This is a genomic window from Amycolatopsis sp. NBC_00345 (assembly GCF_036116635.1).
GTDB lineage: Bacteria > Actinomycetota > Actinomycetes > Mycobacteriales > Pseudonocardiaceae > Amycolatopsis.
In genome coordinates, this window is record NZ_CP107995.1 from 9,438,574 (window position 1) to 9,456,783 (window position 18,210).

Consider the following 18,210-nt stretch of genomic DNA (forward strand, 5'->3'; position numbering starts at 1 on the left):
ACGCTAACCGGCCCCATGTGGACACTCGGACAGCGGCTCGTGGGCGAGCCCCTCAGACCCGGCCGGTAGCCGGTTCCGGGACCCCGGCGCCGCGGGCCAGGTCCTGTTCCTTCGAGCGGATGACCGGCAGCACGTGCGAGCCGAAGTGGGCCACGTCCTCCAGGTAGTGCAGGAAGCCGAGCAGCAGCAGGTTCGCGCCGCGGCGCTTGTACTCGATGGCGCGGTCCGCGATCTGCTCCGGGGTGCCGATCAGGCCCGTGCGGAAGCCGTCGTTGTACTGGACCAGGTCCTTGAACTCCGAGTCCGCCCACATGCCCTTAGTGTCCGAAGTGGACTTACCAGCCTGCTTCACCGCGGAGCGGAAGCCTTCGACGGCGTCCACATTGGCCTTGGCGACGATCTCACGCAGGACGTCCTTGGCCTCGGACTCCGTCTCGCGGGCGATGACAAAACCGTTCAGTCCGAAGCGGACACTGTGGTCGTTCTCCGCCGCGTAGCCGTTGACTTCCTCGACCTGTTCGGTGAAACCGTCGAAGTCCTTGCCGTTGCTGAAGTACCAGTCCGAGACGCGGCCGGCCAGCTTGCGCGCCGCGGTGGAGTTGCCGCCCTGGAAGATCTCCGGGTGCGGGCGGCTTTCGGGCTTGGGCTTGATGTCGAAGTCGTGAATGCGGTAGAAGTCGCCGCCGAACTCGGCGTGGTCGTCGGTCCAGAGTTCCTTCAGCACACGGATGAACTCCTCCGTGCGGCGGTACCGCTCGTCGTGCTCCAGCCACGGCTCGCCGAGCTTCGTGAATTCGTCCTTGAACCAGCCGCTCACCACGTTGACCGCGGCGCGGCCGCCGGAGATCACGTCGGCGCTCGCGATGAACTTCGCCAGCACGCCCGGGTGCCACAGCCCCGGGTGGACCGCCGCGATCACCTTCAGCCGCTGCGTCGCCAGCAGCAGCGCGAGGCTGAACCCGGTCGACTCGTGCTGGTAGGCGGCGCCGTAGCTGGCGGTGTAGCGGACCTGGCTGAGCGCGTACTCGAAGCCGTTGTCCTCCGCGAGCACGGCCAGTTTCCGGTTGTACTCGTACCCCCAGTCGGTGCGCTGTTCGATGTCGCTCGTGACCAGGCCGCCGCTCACGTTCGGCACCCAGTAGGCGAATTTCAGTGGCTCGTGCAGGTCTGGTACGGACATGGGCCGAGTGAACAGCGGGGCACCGGCACCGTCAACGGTCGTCCATGCGATGAGAACGGCGTCCACAAAGGATGGTGCAAAGACCCGGGTGAACGGCGCCGTCGCCGCGGGGCAAACCCGACCGCGCGCGAGGCGGACGCGCAGCGGCAGGTACGATTCGCCGGCGGACGAGCTGGCAGGACGGTCGCGGCCCGGGGCGACCCGGTCCGAGGAAAGTCCGGACTCCGCAGGGCAGGGTGGTTGCTAACGGCAACCCGGGGCGACCCGCGGGACAGTGCCACAGAAAACAGACCGCCCCCGTCAGTGCTCGATTCGGCGGGGGTAAGGGTGAAACGGTGGTGTAAGAGACCACCAGCATCCCGGGTGACCGGGATGGCTCGGTAAACCCCACCCGGAGCAAGGCCAAGAGGGAGCTCACGCTCCTGCGCAGGCGTTCGAGGACGGCCCGTCCGATGCCTGCGGGTAGGCCGCTGGAGCCTGCCGGCAACGGCAGGCCGAGATGGATGACCGTCGCCCGGTCCGCCGCAAGGCGCGGCCGGGAACAGGATCCGGCTTACATGCCAGCTCGTCCGCCCCAATCCCACATTGGGTGCGTCTAACGCACCCAACGCCACATTGGGTGCGTTGGACGCACCGAACGCCACATTGGGTGCGTTGGACGCACCCAACGCCACATTGGGGCGCTTCAGACCAGGCCCGCCATCAGGCCTCGGACTGCTGCTTCCGGCGGTGCGCACCCGTGGTTACCACGCGGTAGGGTGCCCGGCATGGGCGAGGCCACGGACGTCGCGAAGCAGTTCAAGGGCACTTTCGACACGCTGCACTCCTTGGTGTACTTCGTGCCGGAGACGGAGCAGTACCTCACCGCGGCGAGGCTGCGGCCCGGCCGGATGTGCTACTTCGCCGGGCGGTCCGCGCCGATGGGGGCCGTCGGACCGGCCGTGGTGGCCGCGACGTTCTACAACTTCAACCCCGACATCGTCGCCCGGCACATCCCGCGCGCCTGGACCCTGGCGACGCCGGAGGCCGTGCTCGAGGCCCGGCTCGAGGCCGTCGACGCGGCGTACCGGCGGCTGCTCGGCGACGAGGTCCTCGCGTCCGACGACGTGGCCGAGGCCGCCGAGCTGGCGCGCGAGGCCACGGGCGGCTGCACCGCCGAGGGCCGTCCCCTCTACGCCGGGCACGCGAGCCTGCCCTGGCCCGACCGGCCGCACCTCGCGCTCTGGCACGCCGTCTCGCTGCTGCGCGAGCACCGCGGCGACGCGCACGTCGCCGCCCTGATGCTGAACGGCCTGAGCGGGATCGGCGCCCTCGTCACCCACGTCGCGACCGGCGCCGGCTTCACCCCGGAAGCCGCGAAGCAAACCCGCGGCTGGAGCGATGAGCAGTGGGACGCCGCCGTCGCCGAGCTGGTCGGCCAGGGCGTCGTCGGCGCCGACGACGCCCTCACCGACCGCGGCGCCGAGCTGCGGGAGCGGATCGAGGCCGCGACGAACCTCGCGTCCGAGGAGCCGTGGACGCACCTGGGCGAGCAGAAGTCCGCCCGCCTGCGCGAGCTGTGCCGTCCGCTGAGCCGCGCCGTGGTGAAGGCCGGCGCGTTCCCGCGCGCGATCACCGGACCGTCCTGACCCGACCAGTTTCGCGGCCTGCGGTCGTGGGCACCGGAGCCGCCGAACGGCGCAGGTCGCGCTGGTTCGGGCGGCCGAAGGGTGTACCCGGAGTGAGCACGCCTTGGTGCCGGGAATCGGGCCTTCCTGGCTCGGAGGACGCCCGTACACGGCTTTCGGCGACGCCAGTCCCCGATGTCCGATATCACGCTATGTAGTGAAAAAAGGCGTCCGACTTGCGCGTATCGTGACAAGCGCCTCACTGCTTCGTGATCGCTTTCGGACCACGGCCGCAGCGTGGCGCTCACTCAGCGGACTCGCTACAGGCGGCCGAATGGGGCATGCCACACTGGTTCCGACCCCATCACGTCGGCACCGGGAGCACCGAGAGTGAGCAAAGTGCTCCCGGCGGAGTGAGTTCGTCGGTCCACTGCGAAATCCGGGTGTCCGGGGTTAATCCCGAGCACCCTTGCCACCATGATGGAGGGCGAGGAATTCTGACCAGACCGCTCCGGCTCCGGCCCCTGCCCACAAGTCGACATTTACAAAGCGCGCTTTGACCACTACCCCTTGTGACGCCATGATGTTGTTCGAAGCTTCGCCGAAGCCAGAACCGCGCGGCCCCCTCCGCGCACCGGGAGTATCGCGATGATGACCATGACCACCCTCGAGACGCTGGCTGCCGGCGAGCTCGGCACCGGCAACGTCCGTAGCTGGTTGATCGACAACGTCATCCCCCTGGTGCTGCTCGCCGTCGCGCTCCTGCTGCTCTGGCTGGGCGGCGGCAAGGGTGACAACGCGGGTGTGATGCGCCGGCTCGCCGGTGTTGTCATCGCGCTCGCGATCATCGGGCTCGCGGTCAGCGGCGCCGGCGTCAACGTGGGCCAGTGGATCGCCGGCCTGTTCACCGGCTGAGGCGGGGCAGGCGTGCGTATCAGGACAGATGACGAGGTCTACCGGGTCGACGCCGTCTGGCTCGGCCCGCCGAAGGCGACTTTTCCCTGGAGGGCCCGCTACGTAGCGTGGCTCATCGGCATACCGGTCTTCCTGCTCGTGCTCACTGTCGAGCGCTGGGCGGGGTGGAGCTTCGGGTTCTTCTCCACGGCGTGGGCCTTTGTGATCACGATCGTGATCACCAGGCTGATCACGGCCAAAATCAGCCACGAACGCCCGTTGGGCGCGGTGGTCGGGATGGCGGGCCGTGAGCTCAACACGCCGCGGGAGCGGGGCATGGGCACGGGCGGCGCGGTCAGCGCCAGCCGGATCCGCGTCCGGGCCGAGCGCCCGGTCCCGAAGCACAAGAAAAGGCGGCAGTACCAGCACCACGGCTACGGCCAGGTCGCTGGAGCACAGGCCGGGGCACAGGGAGCACCACGAGCGCGCCGGAGCCGCCCCGCGGCTCGGGCCGGGAGGTAGTCGTTGTTCGGTCGCGGCGGAAGCCGAGGGAAGCGGGATCAGGACGTGCCGGTGGGCGCTTGGCAGACGCCCCAGCAGGTCCGGTCCGCGAACGCCAGGAACAACTCCTCGGGCGGCAAGGGCGGGAAACGCCTGACGGGTGAGCAGGCCATACCGGCCTACACCCCGTCGATAGCCGCCCGCAGCATCGACGGGCACCTGCTGCGCACAGGGTATGAGGTGTACGCCTGGTACCGGCTCGCGCCGCAGCGCTGGTCGTTCCGCTCCGACTCACAGCGCCGCGACCTGATCGCGGCCATCGCGGGCCAGTACGCCGAGCTGCAGGGCCGCTGGCTGCACCTGCGCGTGACCAACCGGCCGTACCCGATCCGGATGTGGGCCGAGGCCCACGTGCACAACGCGGTCGGGCGGCCGGGTGACGTGCCCGGCGCGCTGTCCTTCGACGACTACCTGATCGGCGAGCAGCAGCAGCTGATGGGCCGGTCGATGGCGGAGAAGGAGGTCTACCTCGGCGTCCAGGTCCAGACCCGGCGCATGGTGGACCGCGCGGTCGAGCGCGCCGCGCCGGTGCTGCGCAAGATCCTGCCCGAGGCCGTCGACGCCGAGCTGGCGGCGCTGGACTCCGAGGTCGAGCACCTGGACCAGGTCATCGGCAGCGCCGGGCTGGAGGGCCGCCCGGTGCACGCCGAGGAGATGTCCTGGCTGATGCACCGGTCCTGCTCGCTGGGCCTGCCCGCGCCCCGGAACATGCCCGCCGTGCCGGGCGCCGCGTGGGAGCCCGAGGACCTCGCCAGCTTCACCGATGCCGCCGACTTCTACGCCGACCCGTACGCCCCGACGGTCACCGTCCGCGGCCGCACGGGCTCCAACGCGGGCGTCTCGCGGCACCTCGCCGTGCTGACCGTCGGCCAGATGCACGGCCTGCAGATCCCCGAGGTCGACGACCCGTGGATCCAGCACGCCGACCGCCTGCCCGCCGCTGTCGAGGTGTCCGCGCGGATCTACGTCCGCCGTCCCGAGGAAGTGTCCGGCGAGCTGCAGCGCCAGATGAACAAGGTGCGCTCGCAGGTCAAGCACTACACCGACGAGCACGAGCTGGAGCCGCCGCAGTCGCTGTCGCGCCAGGCCGGGCGGGTGCTGGAGATCGACGACGAGATGACGTCGGGCTTCACCGCGCTTGCCACGCGCGTGCGTTCGTGGTGGCGGCTGGCGGTGTCCGGCCCCACCGAGCGTGACGCGCTGCGACTGGCCCAGCAGCTGCTCGACCTGTACAAGCCGAAGGTCGCCATCGAGCACCCCGAGGCGCAGTACGCGATGGCGCGGGAGTTCATCCCGGGCGAGCCGCTGGCCTCGGCGGCGTACATGCGCCGCGGTTCCGTGGTGTGGGGCGCGTCCGCGGTGCCGACGGCCACGGCCGAGGTCGGCGACCGGCGCGGCATCCTGCTCGGCGAGACGGTCACCGCGACCCGGCGCCCGGTGGCCTGGGACCCGTGGATGGCACAGGAGATCCGCGACGGCTCGGGCCTCACCGCGATGGTGGCCGGACTCGGTGGCGGCAAGTCGTTCCTCGGCGGCGGCATCGTCTACAAGACACTGCGCGCCGGGGCACATTGGACGATCCTCGACCCGTCCGGCCCGCTCTCGCGCCTGTGCGACCTGCCCGAGCTGCGCCCGTACGCGCGGCCGATCAACCTGCTCAACGCGCAGCCCGGCATCCTCAACCCGTACCGCGTGGTCGCCGACCCGCTGCTCGAGCACTTCATGGACGAGGAGGACCCCGAGCGGTCCTGGCGCCGGGAGAAGGCGCTGGCGGGCGCAACGCGGCGCCGCCTGGTGCTGGACGTGCTCACCGGCGTGCTGCCGTACGAGGTGTCGCGCATGGCGCAGACGCGGATCGTGCTGCTGCGCGCCGTCCGCGCGGTCGGCGGCCGGTTCGACGCCGACCCGGGCCAGGTCATCGACGCGCTGCGCCGGGACTCCAGTGAGCACCACGAGCACGCCGTCGTCGTCGCGGACTTCCTCGACGAGATGCGTGAGCGCATGGCGCTGCTGATCCCGGAGGACGACGCCGACCCGTACGCCGAGACCCGCGACGACCGCATGACCGTGCTGACCATGGCGGGCCTGACCCTGCCCAAGGACGGCGTGCCGCGCGAGTACTGGACGGACGCGGAGTCCCTCGGCGTCGAGATGCTGAACCTGGCGGCGTGGCTGACCCAGCGGTCGGTGTACGAGAAGCCGAAGGAACTGCGCAAGGGCGTCTGGATCGACGAGGCGTTTTTCCTGTCCGAGGTGCCGACCGGGCGCGTGCTGATGAACCGCTTCGCGCGTGACTCGCGTAAGTGGAACGTCCGGGTGCTGCTGTCCTCGCAGATCCCGGCGGACTTCCTGAAGATCCAGGGTTTCGTCGCGCTGCTGGACTCGGTCTTCGTCGGCCGGTTGGACGACGACGACGCGCAGGCCGACGCGCTGCGCCTGCTGAAGGTGCCCGTCGGCGTGGGCTACGAGCAGGTCGTCGCGGCGCTGGGCCGCCGCCCGGGCGCGCAACGCGGCCTGGAGCGCGACGTCGAACCCCGCCAGTTCATCTTCGGCGACGGCGCCGGCGGCGTGGAGCGCATCCGCGTCGACTTCTCCGGCCCGCACCTGCAGCAGCTGCGGTCGGTCATGGACACCACCCCGGGCTCGAAGGACGCGTACACCAAGCCGGGCACCGACCTGGTCGTGCCGCACCCGCCGGAGGAAGAGCCCGCCCCGTACGTCCCCACCCCACCGGAAGACGACGAGCTGGAACACGACTTCGAGCTCGAGGCCGAGCTCGAAGTCGGCCTGACCGACGAGCAGCTCCTCGGCTCGCCGGACCCGCTCGCGTCCGAGACCGGCGAGGTGGAGGGTGCGGTGCAGCAGAACGGAAACGGCGCCAACGGACGCGGCCAGGGCCAGCCCGCCCGAACCGGCGGCAAGGGCGGCACCGGCAGGGATGCCGCGTGAGCACAGTCTGGACGCTGGCGTTCGTACTGGCGTTCGCCGCCGCCTGGCACGCCCTGCGGCGGCGGATCAAGGAGGGCCCCAAGCCGGGCAAGCACAAGCCCAGCCGCCGGGCCACCATGATCGCGGTCATGGTCATCCTCGGGATGCAGACCGTGGTGCTGGCTCCGTCCGCGAGCGCCGCCGCCTGCGGCGACTCGCCGAACCCGGAGCGGCCCGGTTCCGGCATGGTCGGCGCGATCGACCCGCCGGAGGGACACGGCGAGCCGAACAGCGCGTACATCGACTACAGCTACGCCGGGCTCGTCTGGGACACGTTCCAGACCGACTGCTCCCCGCTCTCCAGTCTCGCCTCGCCCAGCTCGACCATCGACACCTGGGCGGGCAACCAGCTGTTCAACATCGGCAAGAACATCGTGGGCGCCACGAACTCGCTGCACTACACCGTGCTCGAGGGCGGCCTGCTGAACCCGATCTACAACGCCGTGAAGTCGGGCGCCGAGAAGGTCTACAACAACATCTACGCGCAGCTGTTCGGGCTGGTCGCGCTGATCCTGTCGATCATGCTGTTCCGCAACATCTGGCGGGGTGACCTGGCCGCGGTCAGCAAACGGGCGCTGTACGCGCTGGCGGCTGTGTGGCTGGCCGCGTCGTCACTGGCGATGCTCAGATACTTCGACCCCATCGACAAGGCGATCGTCCAGACCACCACGAACATCCAGGCGGGCTTCGTCGACGAGAGCTCCGACCGGATCGTCCGCGACATCCTGCCGACCAACCTGCACACGCAGATCGTCTACAACAACTGGCTGCGCGGCGAGTTCGGCAGCCCGACGGCGCCGCAGGCCGACCAGTTCGGCAAGCCGCTGCTGGACGCGCAGGCCTTCACCCGCGACCAGCTGGTGAACGGCGACGACGGCAAGCAGAACGTCGTAGACGCCAAGAAGGCCGCGTTCAAGGACATCTCCACCAAGCTCGGCCCCGCGACCGGCTACTTCACCGGGGAGTCCGGCGGGCGGACCGGGGCGGGGTTCCTGGCACTGGGCCAGAGCATCGTCTACTCGCTGTTCCAGTTGCTGGCCAAGGCTTCCGTGCTGCTCGCGCAGGTGCTGATCCGGCTGTTCGCGCTCACCGCGCCGCTGATCGGGCTGGTGGCGCTGCTGCACCCGGACATCCTGCGGCGTGTGCTGAAGGTGGCCGGCGGGGTGGCGTTCAACCTGGTCGTGCTGTCCGTGCTGGCCGGGGTGCACGCGTTGCTGCTGCAGGCGATCTTCGACGCCGGCAACTCGTTGAACATGCTGACGCAGATGGTGCTCGCCGGGCTGATCACCGTGCTGTTGTTCATGGTCGGCCGTCCGGTGCGGCGGTTGTGGCAGATGGTCGAGATGTCCGTGAGCATGGTCGGCGCCGCCGTGCCGTCGCCGTCCGGTGGGATCTTCTCGAAGTTCCGCAAGGGCGCGAACGGGCCGACGCCGCAGGATTCGTTCTGGCAGAACGTGCGCGAGACCGACGACGTGGTGGACGGCGAAGCCCGCGGGCCCATGGGCGCCACCGTCGGCGGCGGGCGCTACCGGCCCGAGGCGACGGTCTTCGCCAGCTCCCAGCGGCTCGATAACGGTTCCGGCGCGGTCCGGCCCGCCGCCGCGTGGTCCGGGGCGCCGTGGCCCGGCGCCGTCGGCTCGGGCGGGGCGGCGGCCGCGCTGCCGTCGGGACGCCCGGGCTCACCCGTGTACCGCCAGTACAACCCGGTCTCCGGCGAACCCGGCGATTACGTGGGCGGCCGCCGCCTGCCGATGCAGGAGAGCCGCCGCGTCGACACCTCGCCGGTCGCCGACCTGCGCTGGAGCGACGAGCCCGAGCCGGTCGTCGTGCCGTCGCGGATGAACAACGCCGACCGCGGTTACGCGACGCCGGAGGTCGTGCCCGACCAGGCCAACGTGTATACGCCGCCGGGCATCCGCGCGCAGCCGCGCCGGGTGGACCCCGAGGTCGTGGCGGGCAAACCGGTGTTCGTGCTCTACCGTCCCTCGCGGGGCATCGAGGTGCGCGATACCGACCAGGTCATGGGGCGGTGACGGATGCCGATCCGCACCAACCGCGGCCGGACCGCGGTCTACCGCCGCCTGTGGGGCTGGCCGCTGCGCTCGCCGCGGCACCTCGTCGGGACGCTGGTGTTCCTGGCCATCCTGGTCACCGTGCTCGGCATCGTGCTGCCGAAGGCGATCGACAAGCCGGCCACGGCCGCGCCCGGTCCCACCACCTCGGCGACCCGCACCGCTCCGCCGTCCGGGCTCGCCGTGCCGGTGCCGACGCCGTCGACGCTGCCCACGCGGCTGTCCAGCCCGCTGGCCACGCCGACGTCCGCGCCGCCGAACCCCGAGGCCCTGAACGTGGCGAAACAGTGGGCCACGGCGTGGGTGAACCACCCGGCGGGCATCTCGAACGCCGACTGGCTCAACGGGATGCGCGCGCTGACCACCGACGAGTACCTGCCCGTCATGTCCACTGTGGACCCTTCGAACATCCCGGCCACACGCGTGACCGGTGAGCCGACCGTCACGTCCTCCTACACCAGTTCCGTCCAGGTCGTCGTCCCCACCGATGGTCCGAAGCTCAGCATCACCGTGGTCAACACCGGCGCGGGGTGGCGAGTGGCGGACTACGACCAGGCGAGCTGAGCCCGGTGAAGCTCGGGATCCTCGTCGGGGTGCTGGTCGCCGCGGTGTTCGCGGCGGTGCTGACCACCAGCGCCGTGACGAAGGTGGTGGTGGACCAGCAGCAGGCCGCGGCCGGCGGGCTGATGAACACCTCCTGCGACGCCGCCATCGGCCCGACCCAGCCGGGCCAGCCCGAGCAGGGCGCCGCCGACGCGTCGAACCTGGACCAGGACCAGCGCGGCATCGTCGCGCTGATCATCTCGATCGGCAAGCAGCGCGGCCTCGCGCCGCGCGCGTGGCAGGTGGCGATCCAGGCCGGCATGACGGAATCGACCCTGCACAACTACGACCACGGCGACCTCGACTCGCTCGGCATCTTCCAGATGCGCCCGTCGATGAACTGGGGCACCGCCGCCGAGGTGACCAACCCGAACTACGCGATCAACAAGTTCTTCGACGTGCTGCAGGGCATCCCGGACTGGGCTGACCTGCGCCCCGGCGACGCGGCCCAGTCCGTGGAGCGGTCCGGCTTCCCCGACCGCTACCACAAGTGGGAGGCGATGGCGGCCGTCCTCGTGCAGAACCTGGGCCAGGTCGCCGACGCCGCCGGCTGTGGGCAGGGGCTGGGCGCGGCGCTGCCGCCGAGCCAGGCGGCGGCGCAGGCGATCAAGTTCGCGCTGGGGGAGCAGGGCAAGCCGTACGTCTGGGGCGCCACCGGGCCCAACTCGTACGACTGCTCCGGCCTGATGCTGCGCGCGTACGAGTCGGCGGGCGTGATCCTGCCGCGGGTTTCACAGGACCAGTACAAGGCCGGTGCGATGATGCCGGTGCGTGACGCGCAGCCCGGTGACCTGATCTTCCTCGCGACCGACCCGTCGGACCCGTCGACGATCCACCACGTCGCGATGTACCTGGGCGACGGCAAGATCGTCGAGGCCCAGCAGACCGGCGTCCCGGTGCACATCCGGCCGTTCTCCTTCGACGAGGCGGAAGTGGTACCGCAGGCGGTGCGTCCCGGCGTCTAGCATGGGGTTCGGGAGTCACCGGCTCTTGACACCGACCGGGGTGACCGCTATGGCCTGCCTGATTACCCGCCGGCGGGCCCGATTCACCCGAAGTCGCGGCCTGTCCACGAGCACGCGGCCGCGCGCTGGCAGAGGATGACACACGTGGCACGGAAATTCGGCAAGCGAGGCAAGCCCGGCCAGGGCGAGCCCCAGGACCCGCGAACGCTGTTCGGCGCACCGCAGCCGCAGCGTCAGTCCGCGCACCCGGCGTCCAGCACGCCGCTGTCCGACCAGCTGAACCACGGATGGCCCGGCGTCGACCCGGGTTACGTCGTGCTGCCGCGCTCCCTGGCGGAGGGCATGTCGCTGCCGTGGCAGCAGCAGATGGCGGCCCTGCTGGCGCAGTTCCACGCCGAGCACGCGCGCCTGACCTGGCCGGTTTACCGCGTGGTGCCGTCCCGCTACGAAAAGCTCGTGGATCTGGACGAGGAGCAACTGGCGGAGGCCGGTTACCTCGTGGAGATCGACACCGAGGGCGAGATGATCTACCGGGAGCGCAGCGGCCGCAAGGTGACGGACCCGCTGAACACGACCGTCCTGGTCTCCTGCCTCGACCCGATCCCGAAACCCGCCCCGCGCCCCGCCGCCCCCGCCCCCACGGCGGGCCCTCTTGCCGCTCCCGCCGCGATGAACATCGGCCCGGCCCCGGTCTGGCGGACGATGCCGCCTTCGGCTGGTCCTGAGGGTGGGGTGCCGGGTTCTGGTGTTGCTGGCTCTGGTTCTGGTTCTGGTGGGCCGGATGGGTACGAAGCTGGTGCCGCTGCGCCGGGCGCTGCCAATGGACCTGGTGGGTCGGGCGTGGGCTCGCCGGGTTCCGCGGCGGGAATGCGTCCGAGGGCTGGTCACGTTCCGACTGCGCCCGAGACTGCGCCGCAGGGAACAGCGGGTAGTGCGGAACGGCCTGCCGGTGCACCCCGCACTGGTGCTGCGCCACAGAGCTCGGCCGCTGCAGCACCTTCTTCTAGCAGCGCAGCAGAGAGCGCGGGGCCTGCTGCGGGCATTCACACTGCTCGTGAGGCTGTGTCGAAGGGACCGGGCAGTGCCGCGACGCCTGTCATGCCCTCTCGTCCTGGTCCCGTGCCCGATGCTGCGCCGCCCGGTTCGGCGTCGATGCCTGCGGGCCCTGCGCGTGAGGCCTTCCCGCAGTGGTCGCCCGGCCCGACACCGAAGTGGTCGACTTCCCCGTCGCACGCTCCCGAACAGGCGGGCGAGGCCGGGACCGTTCAGCCGCAGTCGCAGCCGCTCCACCGCGCGCCGATCGATCAGACCCCGGAACCGGGCCAGCTTCCGCCGGAACCGGCAACGCCGCCTCACGCTTTCGCTGCACCCTCAGAAGTGACCACTCCGACGCCACAGGCCGAGCAGCCCACTGACGCCGCGTCGCCGGATAGCGAAACCTCGACGGAGTCCGTGCCGAGCCCGCAGCGGGAGTCCGTTGCCGAGGCGCCGCCCGCGACGCTGACAGACCCGGCCACGAAGCCCGATCCGGCTGGCCCGGTTACTGAGGCTGGTGGCTTGACGGAACCTGTTGCTGTGCCTGGTGTTGCTGTCCGGGCTGAGTCTGTCGGCGAGTCGGGGCCAGACGGTGCGGCGGAGTCCGGGCCTGCTGACCTGACTGAACCTGAGCCGAGTCGGGCCGCTGAGACTGCCACCGAGCCTGGACCCGTCGACCGGGCTGAGACGGCTGTTCAGCCTGAGCCGGGTGGTTCGGCTGAGACGGTCGTTCAGCCAGAGCCGGGTGGTTCGGCCGAAGTGGTCGTTCAGCCTGAGCCGGGCGGATTGGCCGAGCCTGTTGCGCAGCCAGAGTCCGCGGGGTTGACTGAGCCCGATGGTGCAGCAACGCCGCCTGGTGTGGCGGTGGAAGCCGAGCCGGCAGTTGAGTTCGAGTCAGATGCTCGGCCGGACTCGTCTGCTCAAGCCGATGCCGACGAGCCGGGGGAGCCGACCGCCGAGGCTGAGCCCGCGACGCGGCCGGAGCCGGTTGCCGAGCCGGAACCTGTTGCGGCGTCGACGGCCCCAGCGGAACAGACAGACCAGCCGGAAGCTGCCGCGGCGCCGATGGACTCGCTGGAGTCCGCCGTGGAACGGAAAGTCCAGCCGGAGTCTGATGCGGAGCCAGTGACTCGGCCGGAGCCTGTCGCGCAAGCACCGGAGGGCCCGGAACGGTCAGAGCACGCCACGGAGGCCTCGCAGCGGCAGTCGATTGAGCAGGCTCAGCCGTCGATCGTGCCATCAGTGCAGTCGCCGGTGGCGGAAGTGCGGGAGTGGCAGCCTCAGGAGGCCCCAGCTGAGCTGCTCGCGCGACAGACGGATACTGCGACTGACTCGCACGCGCGACACGCGTCCTCTTCGGAGTTGCAACAGTCAGGTTGGCAGGCACAGCCGGGAAATCAGCCAACGCAGCCGGTGGACCACCCTGGTCGGCAGCCGTATCAAGTGAGCCAGCCGGAGCAGGCGAACCAGCTGCCTGGGCAGCCGACGGGCTGGCCTGTACAGCCGTCACAGCATGGGAGCCACGCACAGCAAGCGGGCCAGACACGGCACGGGAGCCAGCCGCAACAAGCGAGCCAGGCACAGCACGAGAGCCAGCCGCAGCCAGCGAGTCAGCCTCAGCACGAGAGTCCGGCACAACACGGAAGCCAGCCGCAGCAAGCGAGCCAGGCGCAGCAGGGGAGCCAGGCGCAGCACGGGAACCCGCCGCAGCCAGCGAGTCAGCCGCAGCAGCAGTTGCCGCAGCCGTCGTTGCCTCAGCCGCAGGGGCAGCGGCCGTCGTTGCCGCAGCCTGGTGGGGGGCGTTCGGCGGGGTTGGGGCCGGATGGGCGGCCGTTGCCGGTGTTTCCCGGGCAGGAGAAGGGGCCCGCCGGGGCTCCGCCGCCGGTGCGGAGTTTCCGGGCCGCGCCGCCGGTGTTCCCGGGGCGGGAGCCGGTTGTGCCGCCGGTGCCTCAGGCGCCCACAGAACCGCAGGTGACCGCTGTGCAGCAGGGACCTGCTGCACCACAGGGACCCGCGCAGGAGCAGACGTTCGCGTTGCAGCAGGGGCCCGCGCAGCAGCAGGGGCCCGGCGTACCGCAGGGGGCCGGCGGGCAGCAGGGGGCTGTGGAACAGCAAGGATCCGTCGGAGGGCAGGGGCCTGCGGAGCAGCAGGCGTCCGGTGGGCACCAGGGCCCGGCCGGGCCCTGGGGGCAGGAGCGGGGTGGGCTGCCGCGGCCGTCGTCGATGGCTCGGAGGCTTGAAGGTGGGGCGGGTGATGCGGAGCCGCCGCAGGTGAGGGATGCGCCGATCGCGTTTTCGGCTCCCTCTCCGGCTGACGAGGCTGACACGCCGCCTCGGGGGCTGCCGCTGCCGCAGTCACGCGGGTGGTTCGACGAGTTCGAGAACCGCGAGGACAACGGCGGCGGCGAATTCGGCCCGACCGGCGAGCCGACGGAGATCCCCTACAAGTTCCGGAAGTGACTCCTCGCCCCGTCACCCGAACCGACCGCCGGAGTGACAGGCGGGTCGCCAGGTGCCACGCTGAGAAGCATGGTTGACGACCCGAACCCGGACCAAGGGTGGTACTACAACACCCGCACCAATGAGGTGGAGCACCTGGAGCGCAGCCGGAGCATCGACCTGCTCGGCCCGTACCCGGACGAGGCCACGGCCCGCCGTGCGTTGCAGATCGCCCGGGAACGGACACAACAGGCCGACGCAGCCGACCGCGCCTGGGACAGCGACTGACAACGGACGGCCGGGAGACCATCAACGCCCGGGGAATCACCCGCGGCCGGGAAACCATCCGCGGTGGGACGGTCTCCCGGTCACCGGATCCGGAAACCGCCTGAGGTGGGCACCGGTTCCCCCGCCGAGCACGCTCCGTGTGCAGGACAACGGAAGCAGCCGTCGCCCGGAGCCGCTGGGAAGTTGCCGCTCCCTGCCGCGAGGGTGGTGGCCGAGCTCAGGGCAACGGCAGTCGAAGGAGCCCCGAAACCAGCACCCCGCCGACAACAGCTCAGCGCAAAGCAGGAACCGAAGGATCCAGCACGAAGTCCGGGTCCACCTGGGCCTCCAGGTCCGCCCCCGTGCGCCCGTTGCCCCAGGCACGGGCGTTGCGCAAGTGGAATTCCACGCCCTGCCGCTGGTACCGCGCCCAGTCGCGCTGTTCGGCGTCCACCGTGGACAACATGGTGGACAGGGTGTCCAGGTTGTGCGGCTCCAGCTCGCCGATGGGGCGGGTCGCGCCGCGTTCGGTTGCGCGGACGTGGCCGGAGGCGCTCAGCCAGCCGATCAGGGCGTCGCCCAGTTGGGCGCTCAGGAATTCGACGTCGTCGGCGTCGGTGACCTTGTTGCCGACCACCATGAGGCGCACGCCGAAGTCGCGCGCGTGGTCCGCGTACTGGCGGTACACGCCGACGCTGCGCAGAGTCGGTTCGCAGACCAGGAACGTCACGTCGAAGCGGGTGAACAGGCCGGAGGCGAACGCGTCCGCGCCTGCCGTCATGTCCATCACCACGTACTCGCCCCGGCCGTCGACCATGTGGTTCAGCAGCAGCTCCGCCGCGCCGACCTTCGAGTGGTAGCAGGCCACGCCGAGGTCGTCCTCGTCGAACTGGCCCGTGACGCCCAGCCGCACGCCGCCGAGGGAGCGGAAACACGCGTCGAAGACCGGGTTGTCCTCGAAGGGCTTCACCAGGCGCGAACCGCGGCCCGGCGGGGTGGTCTTGATCATCGACGCGGCGTCCGGGATGCGCGGGTTGGCGCCGCGCAGGTACTCCTTGATCAACGCCATGTTGTCGCCCAGCGTCGGCCACGCGAGGGCCTCCTCCTCGGTGGCGCCCAGTGCCACGGCGAGGTGCTGGTTGATGTCGGCGTCGATCGCCAGCACCGGCTTGGCGGCGTCGGCCAGGTACGAGACGAACAGCGAGGACAGCGTGGTCTTCCCGCTGCCGCCCTTGCCGACGAACGCGATCTTCACGGCGAAACCCTTTCCGAAAATGAAGATGGTTTTCATTGCAGGCCGCGCTCAACGTACACCCGACCGGCGCGCGCCCGAACGGGCGATCGCCGGCGCTCGATCGGGATACTGTTGTGTGGTGCCTCCACTCGTGATCAGGACACACGCGGCGGGAGGGGACTTCGGTCGTCTCCGGGCCGAGTTCGCGCTGCCGGAGTCCTTCGGTCCCGAGGTGCTGGCCGAGGCGGAACAGTCGGTGCTCGACCCGCTCGCGTCGGCCGGCGGCCGCGAGGACGCGACGGACCTGCCGTTCGTCACCATCGACCCGCCCGGCTCCAAGGACCTCGACCAGGCGATGCTCATCGAGCGCACCCGCCACGGCTTCCGGGTGCATTACGCCATCGCGGACCTGGCGGCGTTCGTCCCGCCCGGCGGCGCGCTGGACCGCGAGGCCCGCCGCCGTGGCCAGACGCTGTACCTGCCCGACGGCAACGTCCCGCTCCATCCGCCCGTGCTGTCCGAGGGCGCCGCGAGCCTGCTGCCCGGCGAGATCCGCCCGGCGGTGCTGTGGACGATCGACGTGGACGAAGGCGGCGAGCTGACAGACGCGCGCGTCCGCCGGGCGCTGGTCCGGTCCACCGAGCAGTTCGACTACGAGACCGTGCAGGCCGCGCTCGACGCCCGCCGCTCGCACCCGTCCGTGGCCGCGCTGCCGGAGCTGGGCCGGGTCCGGCGTGAGCTGGCCGTCCGCCGCGGGGCCGTGGAGCTGCAGCTGCCCGAGCAGGAGATCAGCGGCGACGCCGACGGGGGCTGGGCGCTCGCCCGCCGGCCGCGCACCGCCGTCGACGCCTGGAACGCCGAGATCTCGCTGCTCACCGGCATGGCCGCCGCGCAGATCATGCTGGACGCGCGGGTCGGCGTCCTCCGCACGTTGCCGCCGCCGGAGCCGGACGCGGTGGAGTGGCTGCGCCGCTCGGCGCACGCGCTGGGCGTGGCCTGGCCCGAGGGGCTGACCGTCTCGGAGTTCCTGTCCGCTTTGGACCCCGGACGGCCCTCGTCGATGGCGCTGTACGCCGACACGACGCGGCTGTTGCGCGGCGCGGGGTACACGTCGTTCGACGGCGAGCTGCCGGGCCTCGCCACGCACGCGGGCATCGGCGGGGCGTACGCGCACGTCACCGCCCCGATCCGACGGCTGGTCGACCGCTTCGCCACGGAGGTCTGCCTGGCGGTGGTGGCGGGGCGCGAGGTGCCGTCGTGGGCGCGGGAGGCGCTGGAGGAGGTGCCGGCGAAGATGTCCGCTTCGGACGTTCTCGCCGCGCGCGTCGAGCGGGCCTGCATCGACCAGGTGGAGGCGTGGGTGCTGGCGGAGCGCGTCGGCGGCGAGTTCACGGCCGTGGTGCTGCGTGCGGAGGAGACGAAGGCGGAGATCCTCGTCGAGGACCCGCCGGTGATGGCGAAGTGCGCGGGGGAGCGGTTTCCGGAGGGTGAGCGGATCGGCGTGCGGCTGACCGCCGTCGACGTCGACAAGCGGAAGGTGTTGTTCGAACGCGTATGAGGAGCCGTGAGCTGGTCGACGACCTGGGTGAGCTGGTGCCGGTCGAGGGGTCGCCGTCCCGGGTGGTCTCGCTGGTGCCGTCGCTGACGGAGGCGGTGGCGGTGAGCGCGCCGGGGCGGCTGGTGGGCGCCACGGACTACTGCACGCATCCGTCCACATTGGAGGTCACGCGCGTCGGCGGCTCGAAGTACCCGAAGGTGGACCGCGCGCTGGAGCTGGCGCCGGACCTGGTGCTGGCGAACTCGGAGGAGAACCGGCCCGAAGACGTGGAACGCTTGCGCGCCAACGGGATCCCGGTCTGGGTGATGGAGGCCTCCGCCACCGTGCCGGCCGCGCTGGGGTCGCTGCGCCGGATCCTGACGCAGGCCTACGACATCCCCGAGCCGACCTGGCTCGTCGAGGCCGAGGAGCTGTGGCGGGAGGTCGCGCCGCTCCGGCATCGGGCGGTGGTGCCGGTCTGGCGGAAGCCGTGGATCGTGCTGGGCCGCGACACATTCGCCGGTGACGTGCTGCGCCGAGTCGGGGTGGACAACGTCTACGCGGACTCGGCCGAGCGCTACCCACGGCCCCCGATCGACGAGCTGCGAACCCGGGCGGACGACCTCGTGGTCCTGCCGGACGAGCCGTACGAGTTCACCGCGGAGGACGGCCCGGAGTTCTTCCCGGCGGCCCGTCCGCTGTTGGTGTCGGGCCGGTATCTGACCTGGTATGGGCCTTCGCTTGTTGAGGCGCATGCTGTGTTGAGCGAGGCGCTGCGCACCCTGTAGCCGGGCCTGGCATTCGTCGGCTTTGGCGGCCCGCCAAGGG

13 protein-coding genes and 1 other RNA gene are annotated in these 18,210 nt (G+C 71.0%); 12 read left to right on the forward strand and 2 right to left on the reverse strand.

The window, feature by feature from the left end; translation table 11 throughout:
* Positions 1-52: 52 nt before the first annotated feature.
* Positions 53-1,180: a dimethylsulfone monooxygenase SfnG gene (sfnG, locus tag OG943_RS43140; protein WP_328606638.1), complete on the reverse strand. Its 1,128-nt coding sequence runs from the start codon at positions 1,178-1,180 to the stop codon at positions 53-55.
* Between the two features lie 168 nt (positions 1,181-1,348).
* Here sfnG and rnpB point away from each other — a divergent pair.
* From rnpB to OG943_RS43195, 10 genes are all read left to right on the forward strand, one after another.
* An RNA gene (gene rnpB, locus OG943_RS43145) (RNase P RNA component class A) lies at positions 1,349-1,752 on the forward strand.
* 195 nt (positions 1,753-1,947) lie between these two features.
* A complete protein-coding gene (locus OG943_RS43150; protein ID WP_328606639.1) occupies positions 1,948-2,808 on the forward strand; it encodes an SCO6745 family protein in 861 nt (286 codons plus the stop codon).
* Positions 2,809-3,435: 627 nt separating this feature from the next.
* Positions 3,436-3,702 carry a hypothetical protein gene (locus tag OG943_RS43155; protein WP_091625991.1) on the forward strand — a complete coding sequence of 89 codons (267 nt, stop codon included), beginning with the start codon at positions 3,436-3,438 and terminating at the stop codon, positions 3,700-3,702.
* A 12-nt stretch (positions 3,703-3,714) separates the two neighbouring features.
* Positions 3,715-4,203: a hypothetical protein gene (locus tag OG943_RS43160; protein ID WP_328606640.1), complete on the forward strand. Its 489-nt coding sequence runs from the start codon at positions 3,715-3,717 to the stop codon at positions 4,201-4,203.
* Positions 4,204-4,206: 3 nt separating this feature from the next.
* Positions 4,207-7,191: an ATP-binding protein gene (locus tag OG943_RS43165; protein ID WP_328606641.1), complete on the forward strand. Its 2,985-nt coding sequence runs from the start codon at positions 4,207-4,209 to the stop codon at positions 7,189-7,191.
* Positions 7,188-9,263 (forward strand): magnesium transporter, encoded by a 2,076-nt coding sequence (locus tag OG943_RS43170; RefSeq protein ID WP_328606642.1) that lies wholly within the window; start codon positions 7,188-7,190, stop codon positions 9,261-9,263. The genes OG943_RS43165 and OG943_RS43170 overlap by 4 nt, the downstream gene beginning before the upstream one ends.
* A 3-nt stretch (positions 9,264-9,266) precedes the next feature.
* Complete coding sequence (locus tag OG943_RS43175) at positions 9,267-9,866, forward strand: hypothetical protein (RefSeq protein ID WP_328606643.1); 600 nt, start codon at positions 9,267-9,269, stop codon at positions 9,864-9,866.
* 5 nt (positions 9,867-9,871) lie between these two features.
* A complete protein-coding gene (locus OG943_RS43180) occupies positions 9,872-10,870 on the forward strand; it encodes a C40 family peptidase (RefSeq protein WP_328606644.1) in 999 nt (332 codons plus the stop codon).
* A gap of 3,006 nt (positions 10,871-13,876) precedes the next feature.
* Entirely contained in the window at positions 13,877-14,365 is a 489-nt protein-coding gene (locus OG943_RS43190; RefSeq protein ID WP_328612375.1) for a hypothetical protein, read from the forward strand.
* A 69-nt stretch (positions 14,366-14,434) separates the two neighbouring features.
* Positions 14,435-14,632 carry a hypothetical protein gene (locus tag OG943_RS43195; RefSeq protein ID WP_328606645.1) on the forward strand — a complete coding sequence of 66 codons (198 nt, stop codon included), beginning with the start codon at positions 14,435-14,437 and terminating at the stop codon, positions 14,630-14,632.
* Positions 14,633-14,903: 271 nt separating this feature from the next.
* Here the strand turns inward: OG943_RS43195 and OG943_RS43200 are convergent, their stop codons facing one another.
* Positions 14,904-15,866 carry an ATP-binding protein gene (locus OG943_RS43200; protein WP_328606646.1) on the reverse strand — a complete coding sequence of 321 codons (963 nt, stop codon included), beginning with the start codon at positions 15,864-15,866 and terminating at the stop codon, positions 14,904-14,906.
* A 130-nt stretch (positions 15,867-15,996) separates the two neighbouring features.
* Between OG943_RS43200 and OG943_RS43205 the strand changes: the two genes are divergently transcribed.
* The gene (locus OG943_RS43205) at positions 15,997-17,403 is read left to right on the forward strand and encodes an RNB domain-containing ribonuclease (protein ID WP_328612328.1); all 1,407 of its coding nucleotides are present in this window, start codon (positions 15,997-15,999) and stop codon (positions 17,401-17,403) included.
* Complete coding sequence (locus tag OG943_RS43210; RefSeq protein ID WP_328606647.1) at positions 17,400-18,170, forward strand: helical backbone metal receptor; 771 nt, start codon at positions 17,400-17,402, stop codon at positions 18,168-18,170. Before OG943_RS43205 ends, OG943_RS43210 begins: the two co-directional genes overlap by 4 nt.
* Positions 18,171-18,210: the final 40 nt, after the last annotated feature.

Excerpts from the sequence above, each read along its gene's own strand:
- sfnG (WP_328606638.1), bottom strand. The coding sequence starts at position 1,180 with ATGTCCGTACCAGACCTGCACGAGCCACTGAAATTCGCCTACTGGGTG.
- OG943_RS43150 (WP_328606639.1), top strand. The coding sequence starts at position 1,948 with ATGGGCGAGGCCACGGACGTCGCGAAGCAGTTCAAGGGCACTTTCGAC.
- OG943_RS43155 (WP_091625991.1), top strand. The coding sequence starts at position 3,436 with ATGATGACCATGACCACCCTCGAGACGCTGGCTGCCGGCGAGCTCGGC.
- OG943_RS43175 (WP_328606643.1), top strand. The coding sequence starts at position 9,267 with ATGCCGATCCGCACCAACCGCGGCCGGACCGCGGTCTACCGCCGCCTG.
- OG943_RS43195 (WP_328606645.1), top strand. The coding sequence starts at position 14,435 with ATGGTTGACGACCCGAACCCGGACCAAGGGTGGTACTACAACACCCGC.
- OG943_RS43210 (WP_328606647.1), top strand. The coding sequence starts at position 17,400 with ATGAGGAGCCGTGAGCTGGTCGACGACCTGGGTGAGCTGGTGCCGGTC.